The sequence below is a fragment of the Paenilisteria newyorkensis genome (genome assembly GCF_000766145.1).
GTDB lineage: Bacteria > Bacillota > Bacilli > Lactobacillales > Listeriaceae > Listeria_A > Listeria_A newyorkensis.
Map to the genome: position 1 here is coordinate 51,630 of NZ_JNFB01000011.1, position 19,169 is coordinate 70,798.

Genomic DNA, 19,169 nt, shown 5'->3' on the forward strand with positions numbered 1-19,169 from the left:
CTCCGCTTCCGGCTTCCACTGAATCTCCTGACTACAAACGCTTTCGCTCGATTTGTTGTAAGCTGAATGTACGTCTTACCCAATGGAAGGGTTTGGCGTTCTTTTGCTTAATAGGTTATTTATTGTGAATTTGGTATCAAAGTAGTATGATAAAGATATAAAATTAAAGAATCCAGGTGTAAAAATGAAAAAGCAGGTTGAAAAAATTATTTTCGGTATTGTTTATGGTTTCTCAGCGATTTTCTTTCTCGGTTTTGTGGTTAATATTGTGCACGGCTTTATTCTTCACATGCATGAAACTGATAGCTGGCGAGCGGTTCTGCGGATTTTAGCAAGTCCAGTCACCGATCCTGCCATCTTTGCCATTCACTTAACAAACCCAATCTGGTCGACGTTTCTAGCGATTATCATTAGCTATTTGATGCCAGCCTTTTTCTGTGTTGCGACGCATTTCCTGAAAAAAGATTATCTCGAAACGCACGAAAACAGCCGCTTTCTTCACTAAAAGTTGTTTTTGTGTGATTTTACATAGCAAAAGGAGTAGAATAGGACAAGAATAGACACACAAAATACGAGAAGAATTAGGTGAAAAAATGGGGACATGGAAACGCGCGTTGTTTTGGTTAGCGTATGTGATATCAGGGATTTGTTTTGTACTGACGATTATTGCTTTTGGAATCGGATTTTTCCATCATATGCACGATACAGGTGGCATGAAATCCGTGATACAAATCTTAGAAACACCGATTACCGGTTTTATCAAACTGACGAGCGGAACAATCCAGAAATCAGTGCTGGAAGTCATCTTGTTATGCATTGTGAGCTATGTGTTACCAACGTTTTTCTGTATCGCCACACACTATATACGGAAAAATCGGCGCATCGCTTTAGAAAACGAAGAGGAATAGTTAGGAGCATTGATTCTGCGCGTGATAGAATCGATGCTTTTTTTAAATCACAATATTTTAATCGCTACGGCTTTCATGATAAAATGAGGAGGATACATGGAAAGAGGGAGTGTGATGCGGGTTTGGCGATAGATCAGAAAAAAATTGCGATTATCGGGAACAATAAGATAAGCACCAGCTATGCTTTTGCATTGATGAACCAGCAACTAAATGTGGAGGTTTGTCTGATTGGGGATAAGAAGGCGCAGGTCTTGAAAGATATTGGATACAGCGCTTATTTCAGACCTAAAACGGCGCTCGCTTCGGGTGGTATGGCGGAATGCCGGAACGTGGCGGTGATTGTTTTTACGCAGGACCCATTTGTGGATACAGAGAATATGCAACAAGCTTCGGCGGTCGTTCGCCGATTTGTGAATCAGTGGATGGAGACGGGATTTCATGGGATTTGTGTGATCGCGACGCCGCAGAGTGAAGTGGTCGCGCTTTGGATTATGAAGTTCTCAGGCCTTGCCGCTGAAAAAATTATTGCGCTTGGAACGATGCTCGATACGGCTTTTCTGCAATGGGAATTGGGACGCCATTTTCAGGTCAACGCGAAAAATGTCCATGCGTATATGATTGGAAGCACCCTCGCAAACGGTGTCCCGGCCTGGAGTCGCGCCTACATTGGTGGCCGTCCGATTTTGAGTTATATGATGGACGATCCAGAACGCTATTCGTTCGAGAAGTTGCAGCCCATCGTGACGCAGATGCAGGAACTGCCTAGCGAGCCATTAGCAGAGAATCGGTTATTTGACTACAGCATCGCGCTCGCATTGGTAGAGCTGACGCGCATTATTCTGGAAGATGAACGAATGATTTTGACTGTGGGAGTCTATGTGCAAGATAAATTCGGGATGGCATCTGGTTTTATCAGTATCCCAGCAGTCATCGGAGCCTCCGGTGTGAAAACGACCGTTCCATTAACACTTTCGGATTCCGAGCAAAAACAGCTGGCAACCGTTGTCAAAGCACTAGAAGAAGCTGTACAAGCAGGGTTGCCAAATGAAGGAGGGACGAAACGTGGAGTATAGTTACCCGCTAAATTTAGATTGGTCCAAAGAAGAAATGGCCACCGTTATTAACTTTTATCAAGCCGTTGAGAAAGCCTATGAAGTTGGCATCGACGCGTCGGAAATAAAAGCAAAATATAGTGATTTTAAGCAAGTCGTACGCTCAATTGGCGAAGAAAAAAGCCTAGGCAAAGAGTTCGAAAAGGCGAGCGGATATTCCGCCTATCGCGTCATGCAACTTGTAAAAAATGCGACGACAAGCAAAATCAAAATGCAACCATAAGGAGGAATTATTAAGATGGATATTAGTGAAATTATTGCAAGTAATGTAGGAACAGAAGCAGGGATTCATATTGGGAAAAGTGACGCGCCGGTGAAAGTGATTTCGTTTGTAAATGTGCGTTGTCCGTTCTGTCGCGAATGGCATGAAAAATCGCGTGATGTGATCAGTCGCTATTTGGAATCAGGTCGCATTGAACTGATTGTGAAGCCGTTTGATAAGGAGAAGGAATCGTTGCAACGCGGGAATATTATCCACCACTATCTAGATTACGCAGCGCCGGAGCAAACACTAGAAGTTTTAGACGAAGTATACGCGAGACAAGATCTTTGGGGCTCCTTAACGCACGAAGAAGTTGCGAATTTTGCAGAAGACGAGCTAGGCCTTTCTAAGCAAGATAACGAAGAACAAGCGGAGAAAATCATAGCAGAAGCAAATGTTGCGAACATCCGCCTGGTACCAACCGTGATTATCGGAGAACATATTTTTGACGAACATATTTCACCAGAAGAGTTGGAAAAACTGATTTTAGAAGAAGCAGGGAAAGAATAAAAATAAGCGGCGACTTTAGGATTTGGAGTCGTCGCTTATTTTTATTCGGTAAAACTTGTTGCGATGTGCACACCGTCTAGCGGATCATTGAAATCACTGACCATATAATCTGTTTTTCCGTCTTGCCAGCTGATGATATTGCCTTTTGCTTTGTTTGGAGCGACTTCAAGCTGCATGCCACCAACTTGATGTGGAGCGGGGAGCGTTTCTTTTTCAAGCACGGCGACGACTTTTTTAGCGAGGTCAATCGAATCTTGCGGATCTGCGCTCGTGGTGTTGCGAACGCTCATGCTCCAACGACCTTCCGCCCAATTGAGAAAAGTAGAGCCGGCACCAGCGTCAGAATACCCAGTAATGCCAGAACCGAGATCCACGCCGTTTATGCCTGTATTGACATCATTCATGTGACCCGTGGCATTGGCTGCCGCTTCTTCTGTCGCATACATTTTCCCAGAAACCGTGGCAATCTGCGTTGCTTTCGACGTGTCTTTCAAGTCAGAACTATTCACCGAAATAGGAGCCTTCGTTTCGTAAAAAATGACTTGATAGGCATCCGATGAATCGCTTGTTTTCGCACTGAGGTAGTGCTTGTCGGAGGAGAGTGGAATTGCTTTTGGAAGCCTCACCACGACGTCGGAGTTAAGTTTCGATTGTACCGTTGCCAAAACATCTTTTTGCGTGAGTGTTGGCGTTTTTGTACTACCGCTCATGTCATTTTTGCGCATATCATCGGTGGTTTTGCCGTAGTTATTGTTGCTACTACCGTAGGAATTAGAGCCACCCGAACTATCTGAGGAGTAAGAACCGCCACAACTTGCAAGAACCAGCGCACTAAAAACGACTGGAATAACCATAAATTTAGCATTCATTACTTTCACCTCTTTGCTAAGGGTTTTCCCGATTTTGACATAAGAAAACCACCTTCCGTAGCAGAAAGTGGTTTAGATTTAGAAAAATTTCCGTTTCCAAAAGACGAATCCGAGTATCCCTGCGATGCCAAACGAAATACAGATGACTAAAATCCATGCCAATGGCGCTTGAGAAAGCGGTAAATCGACGTTCATCCCATAAAAACTAAACACCATCGTCGGAATCGTTAAAATGATTGTAAACGAGGTCAGAAATTTCATCACGATATTCATGTTATTGGAAATAATCGACGCATAGGCATCCATCATCCCACTCAAAATATTCGAGTGAACTTCAGCCATCTCAATCCCTTGCCGGTTTTCAATGATAACGTCTTCCAGTAAATCTTGGTCTTCCTCGTACATCTTCACGATATGTTGGCGCATCATTTTGTCGAGCACCAGTTTGTTCGATTTGAGGGCGGTCAGGAAGTAAACCAAACTTTTCTCAATCCCCATTAAATCGTAAAGTTGCTTGTTTTTCATCGACTCATGCAGTTCTTTCTCGATATCATCTGTTTGGCGACTCATTCGCTTCAAGTGACGGAGAAATTGCGTCGAAATCATATACAATATTTGTAAGGCAAAGCGCGTTTTCATGTGCGTAAAAAAGCCCTTTATCCGATTTTTAATGAAGGACTGAATAATCGACGAGTCAATCGTGCAAATCGTGATAAAATAATCCTTCGTCATAATCATCCCAAGCGGAATCGTTTCAAAAGACGCGTAATGAATATCGTCCTCATCCACAATCGGAAAGTCACAAATAATCAGGACGGCTTCGGTATCGTCATCCCGCTCAATCCGCGCACTTTCATCTTTATCCAGTGGATCTTCGAGAAACTCAAGCGGAATCCCGTACTGATCGGCAATCTGATTGATTTCTTCCGATGACGGCGCCACGATGTTAATCCAACAATTGCGTTCTGGTTTCTCTAATTCTTCTAATTTACCAGCTTCATTCGATTTGAAAATTTGATGCATAGGCGTATTCCTCCTTTTCTAAGGATTCGGCCACATGGAGTGCTGTTGCAAGCCATGACTCGAATCCTTGTATGACCTCGGGTTTGGATCTGGTTCGCTCGGCGCGATACTCGTTTTCATGGTGCTCAACTCCTTTTCCTCAAATAATCACAACTTCATCATTATACAGAGATTTAGCCGTTTTGTACATCCTATCTTCTAAATTTCTTGCATGTCAAAACTCATATCGTAAAGCGGTAGCAACAAGTCCACCGTTTTTTCGAGTTCTTTTGTAAACGCCGCATCATTTTTCAAGGCCTCATCGCCAGGTTTGAAAATACGGCCAACCATAAATTCGCCCTTCTTCACATCGCGGAACCGTTCCAGAACCTTGGTCAAATCCGTATTTTGGATAAGGCTTGTTGGTTTTTCCGTATGATCTGGTGAAATCGAAAAGTTCGCGGGCAAGTTTTTCAGCTGATCCAGATTTTCTAGGAAATTATGCACGACGATTTGGCGGTTCTCCGTTTCATAGATAAAAGCAAGCCAAATAAAGACGTATTCATCCCAAATCCCAACTTGGAAATGCGGATGTTTTTTGTAGCCACGTTTATTGTTCGCGACTGCAAGCCATGTACTGTCAGGCGGATTCACCGAACGGCGGGCGTGACGCGCAATATGCAGAAACATCTCGGTTCCCGTTTTGGCACTCAAATAAGTAGCAAGACCTTCGCCGATTTCGCGAAATTTAGGCTGAATCTGCGTTTGAATAGCTTCCATCCGGTCCTCGAGTCCCGGCGTTTGCATGGTTTTAAAATCATTTTTTGTAAAAGTCATTAAGATTCCTCGCTTTCGTAAAAATAGGCGCTTCTTTCATTATAACGTAAAAACGAGTCGTAGAGGCTGTATTTAGCTTGAAATTATGATAAGCTAGGAAAAATAAGAAACAAAACGAAGGAGTGGTGCGAAGATGGTACTGGAGAAAATTGATCAACTAGCGCGGGAATGGTTGGAGGAAGCGGGAAATCGGATTTTTATGGCGCTTGAACAGTCCAATATTGAAGTCGAAGCGAAATCGGATCGCAATGATTTGGTGACGAATGTCGATAAAGCAACGGAACATTATTTTGCGGAGAAAATTGCGGCTCATTTCCCGGAACATCGCTTGCTTGGCGAAGAAGGGTACGGCGAAGAAATCACCAGTTTAGAGGGCGTTGTTTGGGTGCTTGACCCGATTGATGGCACGGTGAATTTCGTCGAACAGAAACGGAATTTTGCGATTTCGCTCGGCATTTACCAAGAAGGCGTCGGCGAACTGGCGTATATTTACGATATCGTCGGCGGTGAATTTTACTTCGCCAAGCGCGGAGAAGGTGCCTTCGTGAATGATGTGGCGATTCCAAAACTTGCGAAAAGCAACAAACTGGAAGACTCGCTCGTGATTATCAATACGGCGTCAGTTCGCAAATTTCCACACATGCTTCCAGTCATTCAAGCCGCTCGTGGACTGCGTTTATACGGTGCTGCGACGCTTGAGTACATGGCGGTGGCAACAGGTCGCGCAGACGCTTACGTGAGTGCGAACCTGTCACCTTGGGACATCGGCGCTGGAAAAATTATTGCCGAAGAAGTGGGCGCGATCGTGACACGTGTGGACGGTTCCGAGATGGTAATCACTGAAAAAGGCGATTCATTCGTTGCGAGCCCTGGTGTTCATGCCGAAATTTTGCGTGACTACAGTCGTTAAAAAAAGAGAACGCGTCACGCTCCCAGTTAAATTTCATTTTATGGAATAAAAATCGTGCTAAACCAGAGTAAATGTGCTATAATTGGAAAGTTGATTAAAACTAAACGATCCAGAAACGGGGAAAATAAGCCAATTTTCCTCTTTCTTTTGGCTCTGGTAGCTAAGTCGTATTACCATATATGAAGAGCGCTTGACTTTAGTTAGGCCATTTTTGAGTAGCTGAGCGAGCACTATGACGCCAGCTGTGAGAAGGTAATTTAATATTAGGAGGAAACATTTTGAAATTAAGAGAAGATATTCGTAACGTAGCCATTATTGCCCACGTTGACCATGGTAAAACTACATTGGTGGACCAACTTTTGCGTCAATCAGGAACTTTCAACGATCATGAGCAAGTAGCTGAGCGTGCGATGGATAGCAATGCCATTGAAAAAGAACGTGGTATTACCATTTTAGCAAAAAATACTGCCATCAATCATAACGGTGTGCATATCAATATTTTAGATACTCCTGGACATGCCGATTTCGGTGGGGAAGTAGAACGTATTATGAAAATGGTTGACGGTGTTGTCTTAGTCGTTGATGCGTATGAAGGTACTATGCCACAAACGCGTTTCGTATTGAAAAAAGCACTAGAGCAACATTTAACACCACTTGTTGTTGTAAACAAAATTGACCGCCCATCTGCGCGTCCAGCAGAAGTTGTAGATGAAGTTTTAGAATTATTCATCGAACTTGGTGCGGACGAAGATCAATTGGAATTCCCAGTTGTATACGCTGCGGCAGTTAACGGAACAAGCTCATTAAGCGATAACGTAGAAGACCAAGAAGAAACAATGGATCCGATTTTTGATCTAATCATCAACAACGTACCAGCGCCTGTAGATAACAGCGACGAGCCTTTGCAATTCCAAGTATCACTACTGGATTACAATGACTACGTTGGTCGTATCGGTATCGGCCGTATTTTCCGCGGAACAATGGAAGTTGGTCAATCGGTTGCCTTGATGAAATTAGACGGTTCCGTGAAGAAATTCCGTGTAACGAAAATGTTCGGTTTCTTAGGACTTAAACGCGTAGAAATTACACAAGCAAAAGCCGGCGATCTTGTTGCCGTTTCCGGAATGGAAGATATCTTCGTTGGGGAAACCGTAACACCAGATGATCACCAAGAAGCTTTGCCGATTCTACGTATTGACGAGCCTACTTTGCAAATGACTTTCGTAACGAACAACAGTCCGTTTGCTGGTCGTGAAGGTAAGCACGTAACAAGCCGTAAAATTGAAGAACGTTTACTTTCTGAGTTACAAACAGATGTAAGTTTACGTATTGATCCAACTTCTTCACCTGACGCTTGGGTTGTATCTGGCCGTGGTGAGTTGCATCTATCGATATTAATCGAAAACATGCGTCGTCAAGGTTACGAATTACAAGTATCTAAACCAGAAGTTATCATCCGTGAAATCGATGGCGTGAAATGTGAGCCAATGGAACGCGTACAAATTGATACGCCGGAAGAATATGTTGGTAGCATCATGGAATCTATCGGTTTACGTAAAGGTGAAATGGCTGATATGGTCAATGACGGTTCAGGACAAGTTCGCTTGATTTTCCTAGTACCATCACGTGGACTTATCGGTTACACTACGGAATTCCTATCGATGACTCGTGGTTACGGTATCCTAAACCACACATTCGATTCTTACCAACCAATGCAAAAAGGTCGTGTCGGTGGACGTAGCCGTGGTGTTCTTGTATCGATGGAAACTGGTAAATCAACTACTTACGGAACAATGCAAGTAGAAGATCGCGGTACCATCTTTGTTGAACCAGGTACGGACATTTACGAAGGCATGATCGTCGGTGAGAATAACCGTGAAGGCGATATCGCTGTCAACATCGTAAAAGCGAAACAAATGACAAATATTCGTTCTGCAAATAAAGACCAAACCAACGTTATCAAAAAACCTCGTACATTAACGCTTGAAGAATCATTAGAATTCCTAAATGATGACGAGTATTGTGAAGTAACGCCAGAAAGTATTCGTTTGCGTAAGAAAATCTTGAACAAAAACGAACGCGAAAAGGCTGCAAAACGTACGAAAGTATCTGAATAACTTTTAGAAAGCTGTCCTTAATCGGGCGGCTTTTTTTAGTTGCTGAAAATTTCACATACTTAATTATTTTTGTAACATGATTGTAATATCTCTATTTTTTTGGTATAGTTAACGTATGGAAAGACGTGAAAGAGGAGGGGATTTGCATGAAGAAATTACTGATGGTAGGCACAATGAGTGTGATGGTTTTAGGTTTGGCCGCTTGTGGTTCGGGACCAGACTCGAAAAGCTCGGAATCGGAGGATCAGACGCCAAAAACAGAGGAAAAACAAGTAACAAAAGAGACTGATACGGCAAAGCAAGATGTGAATTCTAATGAGGATACCAAAGAGAAAACAGAGGCAAAACAAGATAAAGAAGAAGTAACAACGAAGGAAGACACACCAGCAACGGATGATACGACACAGGCGAAAGAGGAAGAAGCGACAACCCCTGATCAAAAAGTAGAAACACCGAAAACGGAAACTGCGAAGAAACCAGCCGCAGCAACGACAACAGCCTTTTCTTTGAGTGCAGATGGTTTCAAACAGTCCGCAGTAGCACCGAAAACAGGTGGAACGGTAGCGCTAGTTTACCTAAATACAACGCCTCAGACAGCTGATTTTGGTCCGCTGAAAGTAACCGTGAAGCAATACAAGTTGGAAAGTGTAACAGGGGCCAATAAAAAAATGGATCCATATAGCCCGGAATCCTATTTAGCTAATCAAGACGGCTTTGTGGTGACGGCAGACGTGATTGTAGAGAATACGACGGCGAGCAACATCAACTATTTAGCCGAGCGGATTCAAATCAACGGCGGCGGAATTTCCAAAGGTGCGAGCCTAGAAAACTTCGTGCCAACAGCCTATCAATTATCTGGCAGCCCGTCAGCGCATAACATATTCCCAGTGAAAACAAAGCGTGAAGGCGCGATTACCTACATGCTCAATAAGCAGAATTACTACACGCTTGTGCATTTAACCAAGCTAATCGTACCGAATCCGAATGACTTTGCAGAAAAACCGCTAACAACTAAGACAACGAAAGCCATCGATTTGGACTTCCGGATTACAGAATAAATTTTTTACAAGGATAGAAACGAAAAACCCGCTATTTTAACGCTTAGCGGGTTTTTCAATAAAACTTTTCGTCTTCGGTTTATGAAATTCGAACTTACCAGTATTAATCCGAGCAACCGTTTTCTCGGCGATACGACCTTCGCATTCTGGGCAAAGATACATTCGAATCGGTTTATTGCGCAGTTGCTTCGTTTTAAATTTCTTATCATCTAGTTCATCAATTGTCTCACATAAAATACATTGTGCCTTCATTGCGTTCACCTCGTGATTTTATTATAGCATGAAAAAAATGAAAGATAAACATTGGTATATCTACGGGAGGGTTTAAAGATGGTGATAGTGGAAAAAGCGGGACACAAAGAAATGGTAGTGACATTATTGGCGTCACTGGTGGCTTTTTTGTCGCTGATTTTCGTACGACGAGCAGTTTTTTGGTTTGATAGCTTTGAGGTGGCGTTTAGCGTTGCGCTGGTGCTAGTTCTGGCATATGTGGGGATTGCGATAATCTCGTTTCTTCGCTCATTCAAGCGGCGGTTCCAATTTTTTGATCGGGTTATCATTTATTTCTCCATCCCGCTGAGTTTATGCTTCGTTGTCTTTTTGTTCCTATTAACATCGAAATGGCTATCTTAAAAAATGTTAGGATATCAGGTTACACAGCGAAAAAAATATGCTATACTAAAGAGGATAAAATTCGCAAAATTATAGTTTCGATGGAAATAGATTAATGAAGCGCATGTACATGTGTTTTTGAATGGGGGGTTCTGTGATGACAAAGAAACAAATAGATCACAGAGAAGAGGCAATTACTCTTCTTAAAGAAGATGCGAAAAGAATTTTGCAGTTAATTAAGGTGCAGATGGATAACCTAACTTTACCTCAATGTCCAGCTTACGAAGAAGTTTTGGATACTCAAATGTACGGCTTATCGCGCGAGATAAACTTCGCGGTGCGGTTGGGCTTGATTGATAGAGCGGAAGGGAAGAGCTTGCTGAGTACGCTTGAGAAAGAGCTTTCCGTGTTACACGAATTATCGACGAGTAAGTGAATATAGATATAGAACACCCCTCTTGACGTGAAATTGTGATGCGTCGGGAGGGGTGTTGTTTGGTTTGTTGTTGTGGCTCTTATGAAGCATCCCTTGCTGAATTAGAGCCTCAATATGCATGAGAGCGGAGCGAGCATGTAATCCATCGGTGGCTCTTACGCGGTGAACCGAGAACAAATAGTAGGCAGAAAAGAGTCGCGAAACCAAGAGCCTCAATATGCATGAGAGCGAAGCGAGCATGTAATCTATTTGTTGGTCTGGCGCGGTGAATCTGGATTACATGCTAAACCGAATAAGAGGCGAGTGAGCGGGATTGGTCTTGGTTTTATATGAAATCAGATTCAGCGTGGACTTTGTTCGGCGTCATGTTTGGCGCCTCCGGAATCCGGCTTCAACGGCCAGTCTCTCGAAAATTTCGTGGCCTCCGTAAAAGTCAAAAGAGGACTTTTTCTGCGCCCCCTAACAATTTTTTTCGAGCCTAACGGGCCGTTTCAGCACTTTGTTGAATAATAAAACTTAAACTCCATATCCTTCTGATGGTTTCCAAATCCCTTACCGAATATCGTTGTCCCGCCTATGTTCTTCGCGTCTTTTTCAACGGCTATCCGGAATGTCAGGAGTTCTTCGGTTATGTCTAAATCGTCCAGTGTTAGCTCGGATAATATGTCTCCGTCAAAATGGGTGCCGTGTTTGGAAATGCGGATCGTTTTGAAGAGGCCGTATTGGCTGTTAGAGTCCTCCCACCAACTTGGCGTGAATTTGCCGCGGATGTCGGAAAAATTGCCTGGGCAGGTCCATGTTCCAAGGGCGTGGCCGTTTAAGTAGAACGAGATGTCAGAGGGCCAGACGTTGTTGGAGTAAGGAAACTCGGAGGCGATTTCGAAACTGATCTCCAGCAGCTCTATTTGTTCGTCTTTTTGCAGCGGATTCGGGACTTTGTATTCTAGGTAGCCTTGGGTGAACCAGATGATTTGCGCCTCCATACGTCTTGCATCCATGAAGTATTTCGGTTCGTCGACGTGGCCGATGAAGTCTTTGTTGGAAGCCAGTCCGCACGTTGGTGTGACGTTGTAATCGGTGTAATGACCCACTGGTAATTCTAGGGAACGCATCTTAAAATTAGGATAAATAGTAGTCGGGAATGTGATCTCGATTCGATCTACTACGAGCTTGGAAATTTTCTGGATTCCAGATTTTCCAGGTATTTTTTCTGTGCGGATTAGCTTGGCGTTTTCTAGTTGATTGATGTGCCGCGTGATGATGGCGCTACTCATATGTAAAGCGTGCGCGAGTTCCTTAATATTCATCGAACTTTGTGAAAGTAGGTTCAAAATTTGAATTCTAGTGTCGCTGGCAAGGGCTTCGTAAACGTGAATTGAATCTTTGGAAATATCTAATTGCATGGAAAAATAGCCTCCTTTAGTTAATGGTTAGATAGATGAAATAGGATTAAAATTGAATGAAAAACCATTTAGTGAACTCTTTAGTTTATCATAACATAAAATTGCTATCAAAAGAACTAAAAGTGTTGACAATAAAATTTTAGTGAATTATAGTAAAATTACAAAAGAAGTTTAGTTATTAATTTACTTGATGGTTAACTAAAGGTCTTCTTTTTTGAAATTTTTATGTAGGCGTTTACATTATGGTGGAGATAGTGTGAATGGAAGGTTGGATTTAGAAGTGAGAGAGAGGTAAGCAGTTTTCACAAGCGAGTTGTTAGATGGGAGGCTGATCTGGGTTTCACGTTAGCAACCACTTGGGAATTACATGCTCGCTTTGCTTTCATGCATACGGAGGCTCTAAGAAAACAAAGTACGTTTTCGAAGACTCTCAACAATAGGGGAGGAATTTTAAAATGAAAAAAATGTTAGGTCTTGTTTGTATGTTGTTGCTGGTTGCTGGATTGGCTGCGTGTGGTGGTTCTAGTGATGCGAAGGACACTGCCAAGAGTAAGGAAATCATTTTCTGGAATCCATTTACTGGTCCGGATGGCGCGAATATGCAAAAAATGGTGGACGCTTACAATAAAACGAATCCGGAGTTCAAAGTTAAAAACATGTCACTAAAAGAAGGCGATATGTACACGAAAATCCCGACGGTCGTAAACTCTGGCAAGAATATTCCTGATTTGACAATCGTTCATGCTGAGCGGATTAAGCAATATGTAGACAACGATATGCTGCTGAGCTATGACGATTATTTGGCTGATTTCCCAGATATTAAAGCGGAGAACTATGTGCCGGAAGCTTGGAATATCGGCGAATTGGATAATAAACGGTATAGTGTCCCACTTGATATTCACTCCTTTATTATGTACTACAACAAGGATTTAGTGAAAAAATATGCTCCGACTGCGCTCGATGATAATGTCGTGACTTTTGATGAGATCAAAGCAGCGGGTGAATTGGCTAAAAAGGATAAAATCGATGCGGTGTCGGTGAGTTGGGTCAAACCAGTTTTCTTATCGCTTTACGCGCAAAACGGTGGGAAGTTGACAGAGAATGGCGTGGATCCAACGCTTGATAACCAGCAGGCGAAAGATACGTTTAATCTGTGGAAAGACATGTATAAAGATGGCATTACGACAAAGGATGGCGAGGATTATTTCCAAAAATTCATCGCTGGAAAAGTGATTTTCGCGCCAGAAGGTATTTGGATGCAAAACAACGCGAAAGATGCCAAATTTGATTGGGGAATCACGAATGCACCACAGTTAAGCGAGGATAAAAATAAAATGGTGAACTGGTCTAGCTCGCATCAATTCACGATGTTTAATAGCGAAGGGCGTTCAAAAGAAAAAACGGAAGGCGTGCTAAAATTCATCGATTGGGTGCAAGACAACTCGCTAGAATGGGCGAAGTCAGGCCAAAATCCAGCGTCTCTGAAGATTGTGGAAGACCCAGCGTATAAAGAAATGCCGCAATCGTTCTTGTTGCTCAATCCGGCCGAGCAGAAATCGCTGAAGATTTTTGATTATAAGTATACTGGTTACGTTTCCGAGCAATTGGATGCGAACGGGAATGACATTATCTTCGGGAAAACACCGGTGAATAAAGGCTTGGCGGACATGCAAAAAGCGGTGGAAGATAAGATCGCTAAAGATAAATCCAATAAATAAATCGAAAAAGGGGCTTGGAGGTTTTCGGGTCTTCAAGCCTTAAGATGAAAGATTGGGAGTGATGGAAATGGAAGCAAACGCTAAAACAATAACGTATAAAACGAGGAAATGGCAGTTCACGCCGTGGCTATTCGCAGGCCCGCATTTAATTATTTTCTTGATATTCTTTCTCGTTCCTGTCGTGTATGGAATTTATATTTCATTTACGGACTGGGATTTGATCGGGACGCCAGATTTTGTCGGTTTTGATAATTACCGCGAAATATTGTTTCAGAAAGATTCAACTTTTTATGAGCAGTTACATAATGGGTTGCGAAATACATTCATTTTCGTCGTGTTGACCGTGCCATTTTGTATTATTGTACCGTTGCTATTGGCCAGTGCATTGAACGCGAAACCGAGGCTGAATAAGCTGTTTCAATCGCTGTTTTATTTACCATCGTTGTTCGCGATTTCCGCGGTTATCATTATTTGGGGCTTGATGTTTAATGTGAGTTTTGGCCCGATTAATCAGTTTTTGGGCACGACGGTGAACTGGGTCGGAACGCAGCCGTACGCTTGGCTGACGCTTGTGATCGTAACGGTTTGGTGGTGTATCGGCGGGAATATGATTATTTATCAAGCAGCATTAAACGGGATTTCGAAGGATTTTTATGAGGCGGCGGAAATCGATGGTGCCACTTCTATGCAAAAATTCTTCCGGATTACGTTGCCGAGTATTCGCGCCCAGCTGTTGTACACGGTTGTCATGACCACGATCGCGCAATTTAACGTGTATGGCCAACCGCTGATGCTGACAAAAGGTGGCCCGTCCGGTTCGACGTCGGTGCTGTTGATGTATATTCAGCAAAACGCGTTTGGTACGGGACAATCGATTGCGGGGATTGCGTCCGCGATGGCGGTTATTCTCGGCCTGTGCATCATGGCTGTTTCCGCGATTCAATTTTTCTTTTTACGGAATAAAAACTAGCGACGAGGGGGATGGATTTCTGATGAAAAAAGATACGCGTTTTATACCAAAATTAATTGCTTTTATATTCCTGCTCGTGATGGCTGTCATCTGGGTTGTGCCGCTCGCGTGGGGAATTGTGACGTCGTTTAAATCGGAGGCGGAAGTCGCGTCGGTTGGCTTTAAGTTCCTTCCGGTGCAATGGGTGACGACGAATTATACCGAATTGCTGTTTGATAACGCTGCGACGCCACTTTTGCGGTGGTTTATGAACTCGATGATTATTGCGCTTTCACAGACAGTGCTGGTGCTTATCGTGGTATCGCTGGCGGCATTTGCTTACAGTCGCTTGAAATTCCGCGGACGCAATGCGATGTTTGTTTTCCTGATGGCGACGATGATGTTTCCGAGTGTTGTAAATTTGATTCCACTGTATAAAATTATCGATACATTCGGCTGGGTGAATAATTATTTAGCGGCAATCGTGCCTGGCGCTGCGGCTGTATTTAATATTTTCTTGGTGCGGCAGTTCATGGTGAATATCCCGATTGAATTTGACGAGGCGGCGCGCATGGACGGTGCCGGTGATTTCAAAATTTTCTACAAGGTTATTTTGCCACTTTTGCGACCGGTGTTGATGGTTGTGGCGTTGTTCACTTTCACGGCTGCTTGGAACGATTTCCTGTGGCCTTCGATCGTGTTTAATGATATCGAAATGATGCCGATTACGCCGGGACTTCAACTGCTGCAAGGGATGTACCAAGCTCAACCAGCGCATTTGATGGCAGGAGCACTCGTCGCGATTGTGCCAACTTTCATCCTTTACTTATTCGCGCAAAAATATTTCCTACAGTCGATGGCACTATCATCTGGCGTAAAAGGATAGGAGGGCTTTCGAGTGAGCAGACGATTAGAACGGGTTTTTATTTATATCGCGGCGGCTTGGCAGTTGTTGGACGGGTTGTTGACGGTTTTTGTGTATGGGCTGTTTATCAAACGGCAAGGATTGGATGTGGCGGGGCTTTCTGTGGCGCAAATGCGGGCGATGAAGGCGTTGTTTGGCAGTATTTTTAATTTTGTAGTGATTTTCGGGGTGTTGTTGATTTTACTCGGATTGCTGAATATTTATTTAGCGCGGAAGCATTGGAAAAATGGCGCGATTGGCTGGAAATTGCCGGTTTGGTTTTTAGTCTGCGGTGTATTTTCGTATTTTATTATGGATATGCCGAATATTTTCTTGTTTATGAGTGCGGGGATTATTGGCTTGGCGAAAAATAAAGGCATGCGAGCGCAGCAAAATAGTTTGATTGGGGAGGAAATGGGATGACAAAATTACATCCGAGGCCGCAGTTTGTGCGGAAGGATTGGGAGTTGCTTGACGGGAAATGGGCGTTTGCGTTTGATGATGCCGACGTTGGCTTGGCGCAGGATTGGTGTGCGCGTGTGCCATCGGAGCGTGTGATTGAAGTGCCGTTCACGTATGAAACGAAGGCGAGCGGGATTCACGATGAGTCGCATCACGCGGTCGTTTGGTATGAGCGGGAAGTCGAGATTACGACGGTGGAGAAGGACGTTTTGCTACATTTCGAAGGTTCGGATTATGCGACGACGGTTTGGGTGAATGGGAAAGTGGTCGGCGCGCATCAAGGGTGCTATACGGCGTTCGTTTTTAATATCACGGATTATGTGACGGCGGGGAAAAATCGGGTGACGGTTCGCGTGCAGGACAGCATGGATACGGCGCAACCGCGTGGGAAACAGCGCTGGATCAAGGATAATTTCGGATGTTGGTACGTCCAGACGACGGGGATTTGGAAATCGGTGTGGCTGGAATACGTATCGCCGGTGCATATTGATTATGTGAAAATGACGCCAGATTTCGATGCTCGGAAAATCGATTTGGAAGTGGAAGCAAACGCTTGGCATGAAGGCGTGACGGCGCGCGCGACCATCCGATTTGACGGCGAACTCATTGAGGAAGTAAGCGCTATTTTAAAAGACGGCGTGGCGAATCTAAGTGCCTCTGTTTTGGCAAAAGGTGACCCGTGGAGCATGAAAGCTTGGAATACCGAGACGCCGAATCTATACGACATCACATTCACTTTAATGGAAGGAAATACCGTCGTCGATCGCGTAGAATCCTATTTTGGAATGCGAAAAATCGCGATTGAAGGCGAGAAAATTTTGCTAAATAACGAGGAATTATATCAGCGACTGATTCTTGATCAAGGCTACTGGCAAGACAGCGACCTGACACCACCATCTGTCGCGGCGCTCGAGCTTGATATCGACAAAATAATTGAGATGGGTTACAACGGCGTCCGCAAACATCAAAAAGTCGAGGATAATCGTTTCCTGTACCTGTGCGATAAGAAAGGCTTGCTCGTCTGGTCCGAAGTTGGCTCAACCTATAGTTTCAGCGATAAAGCGGTTGCCAATTTTACGGCGGAATGGCTCGAAATTGTGAAGCAAAACTACAATCATCCGTCGATCATCACGTGGGTGCCGTTCAACGAGTCGTGGGGAATCGAGGATATTCATGGGAACAAGAAGCAGCAACAATTCACAGAAGGCATTTATTATCTGACTAAAAGTTTCGATGCGATGCGCCCAGTTGTGACGAATGATGGCTGGGATCACACGATTTCGGACATTATCACGCTACACGATTATGAGGAAAACGGTGAAACTTTCACGGAGCGTTATGCGGAACAGGAAAAGTTGTTAGCCAATGCGTTCCAACACAACGGTTTCCGCCATCCTTTTGCTAGCGGGTATGAAAATATCGGAAAACCGGTCATTATTTCCGAGTTTGGCGGCATTGCTTTCCAATCCGAATCGGGCTGGGGTTATGGCAATCAGGTGCAAGACGAGAAGGCATTTTTAGCCCGTTTTGAAAGCATCACGAGCGCGATTCAAGGTTTGGATTATATTTCCGGTTTTTGTTATACACAAGTCAGCGATGTGCAGCAGGAAATCAATGGCCTGCTGACGATTGACCGCCAAGATAAGGTGGATTTAACTGCGATTCGAGAGATTAACCAAAGACGTAAGAAATAATGCGTTTCCCATAAAATTTTTAATAGGGCGTACTTATCATTTCTTTTCGAGCTGATTTCCTATATAATGGAGAGATACTACAGTAGGGACCTTGAATGAGGCTCGAAATGATTGGACGATGTGTATGTTTAAAAAAATGTTAAAATCCTATGACTATCCTCTTTTGGCGGTATACCTCATTGTGTGTATCTTTGGATTGATCATGGTCTATAGTTCGAGTATGTTTGTCGCGATTAATAAAGGCTGGGACCCGGCGACGTTCTATAACAGTCAATTGAAAAATTGGATTATATCGCTGGTTTTGCTGGTTTTCTTCGCGGTTTTCCCATATAAAATTCTTCAAAATAATAAAATGTTGATGCTGATCATGTTCGGCTCGGTTGCGATGTTGCTACTCGTTTTGGTGTTTGGTGACTCGGCGAATAATGCGCAAAGTTGGCTAGCAATGGGGCCAATTCGGATTCAGCCTTCTGAGTTTATTAAAGTGTCGATGATTATTTACATGGCGGCGGTTTACTCGAAAAAGCAGCGGTACATTGATGATTTTAACCGTGGTGTTTTGCCGCCTGTCCTGTTTCTAGTCGTGATTTGTTTCTTGATATTGCTTCAACCAGACATCGGGACAGCCGCGATTATTTTTCTAACAGGTTGCGGAATTATTATGGCATCGGGTATGCGACTGAAAACAATCTTGAAATTAGTCGGACTAGGATTGCTGATTTTAGCGGTCTTATGCATCGTTGTTTTCTTATTGCCAGAGGACATCCGTTCGAAGCTGATTACGACGAAGCGAATTGGACGGATTACCAGTTTTCAAAATCCATTTACCGATCATGGCGCGAGCGGGTATCAGCTGGTCAACTCGTTTTACGCGATCGGTTCTGGTGGTTTCTTCGGACAAGGGCTTGGTGAAAGCGTGCAGAAATTGGGCTATTTGCCGGAACCGCATACCGATTTCATTATCGCGATTATCGCGGAAGAACTTGGCTTTTTCGGTATTTTGATTACGGTCGGTGGGATTTTCTTCATCGTCTTGCGCTCGATTACAAACGGGATGCGTCTGAATGATTCGTTCGGTTCCCTGCTCTGTTACGGGACGGCGACGCTCATTGGGATTCAGGCGTTTATTAATTTAGGTGGCGCGACGGGGATGATTCCGCTTACCGGGGTGACGCTACCGTTTACGAGTTTCGGTGGCTCGTCGCTCATGTCGATGTCGATTTTGGTCGGAATTGTGCTAAACGTATCGATGATGAATAAATTTCAAAAGAATTACGGCTCGGAAAAGGATTTGGCGAAACCTAGGAAACCGGTACAGCCACGAACACAGAGGTAAGGATAGGAGAAACGGGCTGAGGGTTTGCGGCTCGTTTTTTTCTGCCATCGAGTATCAGATATACGACATT

The 19,169-nt window shown here is 43.8% G+C and carries 21 protein-coding genes; 16 read left to right on the forward strand and 5 right to left on the reverse strand.

The window, feature by feature from the left end; translation table 11 throughout:
* Positions 1–184: 184 nt before the first annotated feature.
* The 5 genes from EP58_RS04435 (at position 185) to EP58_RS04455 (ending at position 2,792) form a co-directional block, all read left to right on the forward strand.
* Complete coding sequence (locus EP58_RS04435) at positions 185–505, forward strand: hypothetical protein (protein ID WP_052165077.1); 321 nt, start codon at positions 185–187, stop codon at positions 503–505.
* A gap of 88 nt (positions 506–593) precedes the next feature.
* Positions 594–908: a hypothetical protein gene (locus EP58_RS04440; RefSeq protein WP_036090598.1), complete on the forward strand. Its 315-nt coding sequence runs from the start codon at positions 594–596 to the stop codon at positions 906–908.
* Positions 909–1,030: 122 nt separating this feature from the next.
* Positions 1,031–1,981 (forward strand): Rossmann-fold NAD(P)-binding domain-containing protein, encoded by a 951-nt coding sequence (locus EP58_RS04445; RefSeq protein WP_052165078.1) that lies wholly within the window; start codon positions 1,031–1,033, stop codon positions 1,979–1,981.
* The gene (locus tag EP58_RS04450; RefSeq protein ID WP_036090601.1) at positions 1,971–2,243 is read left to right on the forward strand and encodes a UPF0223 family protein; all 273 of its coding nucleotides are present in this window, start codon (positions 1,971–1,973) and stop codon (positions 2,241–2,243) included. Before EP58_RS04445 ends, EP58_RS04450 begins: the two co-directional genes overlap by 11 nt.
* Before the next feature lie 15 nt (positions 2,244–2,258).
* The gene (locus tag EP58_RS04455) at positions 2,259–2,792 is read left to right on the forward strand and encodes a DsbA family protein (protein ID WP_036090604.1); all 534 of its coding nucleotides are present in this window, start codon (positions 2,259–2,261) and stop codon (positions 2,790–2,792) included.
* Positions 2,793–2,833: 41 nt separating this feature from the next.
* Here EP58_RS04455 and EP58_RS16900 read toward each other — a convergent pair whose 3' ends face one another.
* From EP58_RS16900 to EP58_RS04470, 3 genes are all read right to left on the reverse strand, one after another.
* The gene (locus tag EP58_RS16900; RefSeq protein ID WP_052165079.1) at positions 2,834–3,661 is read right to left on the reverse strand and encodes a hypothetical protein; all 828 of its coding nucleotides are present in this window, start codon (positions 3,659–3,661) and stop codon (positions 2,834–2,836) included.
* Positions 3,662–3,739: 78 nt separating this feature from the next.
* Entirely contained in the window at positions 3,740–4,684 is a 945-nt protein-coding gene (locus EP58_RS04465) for a magnesium transporter CorA family protein (RefSeq protein WP_036070040.1), read from the reverse strand.
* Positions 4,685–4,882: 198 nt separating this feature from the next.
* Positions 4,883–5,500 carry a YktB family protein gene (locus tag EP58_RS04470; protein WP_036090606.1) on the reverse strand — a complete coding sequence of 206 codons (618 nt, stop codon included), beginning with the start codon at positions 5,498–5,500 and terminating at the stop codon, positions 4,883–4,885.
* A gap of 133 nt (positions 5,501–5,633) precedes the next feature.
* Here EP58_RS04470 and EP58_RS04475 point away from each other — a divergent pair, with 133 nt between their 5' ends.
* The 3 genes from EP58_RS04475 (at position 5,634) to EP58_RS04485 (ending at position 9,585) form a co-directional block, all read left to right on the forward strand.
* Positions 5,634–6,410 carry an inositol monophosphatase family protein gene (locus EP58_RS04475; protein ID WP_036090608.1) on the forward strand — a complete coding sequence of 259 codons (777 nt, stop codon included), beginning with the start codon at positions 5,634–5,636 and terminating at the stop codon, positions 6,408–6,410.
* Positions 6,411–6,688: 278 nt separating this feature from the next.
* The gene (gene typA / locus EP58_RS04480; protein ID WP_036090610.1) at positions 6,689–8,527 is read left to right on the forward strand and encodes a translational GTPase TypA; all 1,839 of its coding nucleotides are present in this window, start codon (positions 6,689–6,691) and stop codon (positions 8,525–8,527) included.
* A 146-nt stretch (positions 8,528–8,673) separates the two neighbouring features.
* Positions 8,674–9,585, forward strand: coding sequence for a DUF5068 domain-containing protein (locus tag EP58_RS04485; protein ID WP_036090612.1), 912 nt, complete (start codon positions 8,674–8,676; stop codon positions 9,583–9,585).
* Between the two features lie 36 nt (positions 9,586–9,621).
* Here EP58_RS04485 and EP58_RS04490 read toward each other — a convergent pair whose 3' ends face one another.
* Positions 9,622–9,837: a YlaI family protein gene (locus EP58_RS04490; protein ID WP_036090614.1), complete on the reverse strand. Its 216-nt coding sequence runs from the start codon at positions 9,835–9,837 to the stop codon at positions 9,622–9,624.
* Between the two features lie 78 nt (positions 9,838–9,915).
* On the opposite strand from EP58_RS04490, the gene EP58_RS04495 reads away from it, so the two are divergent.
* Positions 9,916–10,218 (forward strand): hypothetical protein, encoded by a 303-nt coding sequence (locus EP58_RS04495; protein ID WP_036090616.1) that lies wholly within the window; start codon positions 9,916–9,918, stop codon positions 10,216–10,218.
* A 136-nt stretch (positions 10,219–10,354) separates the two neighbouring features.
* Positions 10,355–10,633, forward strand: a complete 279-nt coding sequence (locus EP58_RS04500) for an Fpa/YlaN family protein (protein ID WP_077917827.1) — start codon at positions 10,355–10,357, stop codon at positions 10,631–10,633.
* A gap of 491 nt (positions 10,634–11,124) precedes the next feature.
* On the opposite strand, the gene EP58_RS04505 is transcribed toward EP58_RS04500, so the two are convergent.
* Positions 11,125–12,036 (reverse strand): ArsR/SmtB family transcription factor, encoded by a 912-nt coding sequence (locus tag EP58_RS04505; RefSeq protein WP_036090624.1) that lies wholly within the window; start codon positions 12,034–12,036, stop codon positions 11,125–11,127.
* Between the two features lie 455 nt (positions 12,037–12,491).
* On the opposite strand from EP58_RS04505, the gene EP58_RS04510 reads away from it, so the two are divergent.
* From EP58_RS04510 to ftsW, 6 genes are all read left to right on the forward strand, one after another.
* The gene (locus tag EP58_RS04510; protein ID WP_036090627.1) at positions 12,492–13,754 is read left to right on the forward strand and encodes an extracellular solute-binding protein; all 1,263 of its coding nucleotides are present in this window, start codon (positions 12,492–12,494) and stop codon (positions 13,752–13,754) included.
* 67 nt (positions 13,755–13,821) lie between these two features.
* A complete protein-coding gene (locus EP58_RS04515; protein WP_036090629.1) occupies positions 13,822–14,724 on the forward strand; it encodes a carbohydrate ABC transporter permease in 903 nt (300 codons plus the stop codon).
* 22 nt (positions 14,725–14,746) lie between these two features.
* Positions 14,747–15,589 carry a carbohydrate ABC transporter permease gene (locus tag EP58_RS04520; RefSeq protein ID WP_036077417.1) on the forward strand — a complete coding sequence of 281 codons (843 nt, stop codon included), beginning with the start codon at positions 14,747–14,749 and terminating at the stop codon, positions 15,587–15,589.
* 12 nt (positions 15,590–15,601) lie between these two features.
* Positions 15,602–16,030 (forward strand): hypothetical protein, encoded by a 429-nt coding sequence (locus tag EP58_RS04525; protein ID WP_036090633.1) that lies wholly within the window; start codon positions 15,602–15,604, stop codon positions 16,028–16,030.
* Positions 16,027–17,763, forward strand: a complete 1,737-nt coding sequence (locus EP58_RS04530; RefSeq protein WP_036090636.1) for a glycoside hydrolase family 2 protein — start codon at positions 16,027–16,029, stop codon at positions 17,761–17,763. The genes EP58_RS04525 and EP58_RS04530 overlap by 4 nt, the downstream gene beginning before the upstream one ends.
* 124 nt (positions 17,764–17,887) lie before the next feature.
* On the forward strand, positions 17,888–19,099 hold the full coding sequence (ftsW, locus tag EP58_RS04535; protein WP_103034904.1) for a putative lipid II flippase FtsW: 1,212 nt from the start codon (positions 17,888–17,890) through the stop codon (positions 19,097–19,099).
* Positions 19,100–19,169: the final 70 nt, after the last annotated feature.

Excerpts from the sequence above, each read along its gene's own strand:
- EP58_RS04530 (WP_036090636.1), top strand. The coding sequence starts at position 16,027 with ATGACAAAATTACATCCGAGGCCGCAGTTTGTGCGGAAGGATTGGGAG.
- EP58_RS04485 (WP_036090612.1), top strand. The coding sequence starts at position 8,674 with ATGAAGAAATTACTGATGGTAGGCACAATGAGTGTGATGGTTTTAGGT.
- EP58_RS04455 (WP_036090604.1), top strand. The coding sequence starts at position 2,259 with ATGGATATTAGTGAAATTATTGCAAGTAATGTAGGAACAGAAGCAGGG.
- EP58_RS04515 (WP_036090629.1), top strand. The coding sequence starts at position 13,822 with ATGGAAGCAAACGCTAAAACAATAACGTATAAAACGAGGAAATGGCAG.
- EP58_RS04435 (WP_052165077.1), top strand. The coding sequence starts at position 185 with ATGAAAAAGCAGGTTGAAAAAATTATTTTCGGTATTGTTTATGGTTTC.
- EP58_RS04440 (WP_036090598.1), top strand. The coding sequence starts at position 594 with ATGGGGACATGGAAACGCGCGTTGTTTTGGTTAGCGTATGTGATATCA.
- EP58_RS16900 (WP_052165079.1), bottom strand. The coding sequence starts at position 3,661 with ATGAATGCTAAATTTATGGTTATTCCAGTCGTTTTTAGTGCGCTGGTT.
- EP58_RS04475 (WP_036090608.1), top strand. The coding sequence starts at position 5,634 with ATGGTACTGGAGAAAATTGATCAACTAGCGCGGGAATGGTTGGAGGAA.
- EP58_RS04470 (WP_036090606.1), bottom strand. The coding sequence starts at position 5,500 with ATGACTTTTACAAAAAATGATTTTAAAACCATGCAAACGCCGGGACTC.
- EP58_RS04510 (WP_036090627.1), top strand. The coding sequence starts at position 12,492 with ATGAAAAAAATGTTAGGTCTTGTTTGTATGTTGTTGCTGGTTGCTGGA.
- EP58_RS04465 (WP_036070040.1), bottom strand. The coding sequence starts at position 4,684 with ATGCATCAAATTTTCAAATCGAATGAAGCTGGTAAATTAGAAGAATTA.
- EP58_RS04520 (WP_036077417.1), top strand. The coding sequence starts at position 14,747 with ATGAAAAAAGATACGCGTTTTATACCAAAATTAATTGCTTTTATATTC.
- EP58_RS04490 (WP_036090614.1), bottom strand. The coding sequence starts at position 9,837 with ATGAAGGCACAATGTATTTTATGTGAGACAATTGATGAACTAGATGAT.
- ftsW (WP_103034904.1), top strand. The coding sequence starts at position 17,888 with ATGTTTAAAAAAATGTTAAAATCCTATGACTATCCTCTTTTGGCGGTA.
- EP58_RS04495 (WP_036090616.1), top strand. The coding sequence starts at position 9,916 with ATGGTGATAGTGGAAAAAGCGGGACACAAAGAAATGGTAGTGACATTA.
- EP58_RS04505 (WP_036090624.1), bottom strand. The coding sequence starts at position 12,036 with ATGCAATTAGATATTTCCAAAGATTCAATTCACGTTTACGAAGCCCTT.
- EP58_RS04500 (WP_077917827.1), top strand. The coding sequence starts at position 10,355 with ATGACAAAGAAACAAATAGATCACAGAGAAGAGGCAATTACTCTTCTT.